This is a genomic window from Microbacterium sp. KNMS (genome assembly GCF_053851835.1).
In genome coordinates, this window is sequence record NZ_JBSQBP010000153.1 from 1 (window position 1) to 251 (window position 251).

The 251-nt window shown below is 74.1% G+C and carries 1 protein-coding gene; it reads left to right on the top strand.

Annotation, left to right across the window (positions count from 1 at the left end; all coding sequences use genetic code 11):
• Positions 1 to 65 precede the first annotated feature (65 nt).
• On the top strand, positions 66 to 251 hold a 186-nt coding region (locus tag ACWXWW_RS18205; protein WP_455971437.1), incomplete at its 3' end, for a DeoR family transcriptional regulator.

Here is a 251-nt window from a genome sequence, read left to right on the forward strand (position 1 = left end):
GTCTCCGGCCGGCGCGCGTGCCTGGTCACGGTAGAACAGGAACCAACAACCCGCGAGGACGGACCATGACCGATCATCCCCAGCCCGGCCTGTTGGCCCCGGCCCGCCGCGCGCATGTGCTCGAGGCGCTCGCCCGGGACGGCATGGTGCGCATCTCGCGCCTGACCGACGACCTCGGGGTGGCGCCGGTGACGCTGCGCCGCGACCTCGCGCAGATGGAGGCCGACGGCCTCCTGGTCCGCGTCCACGGC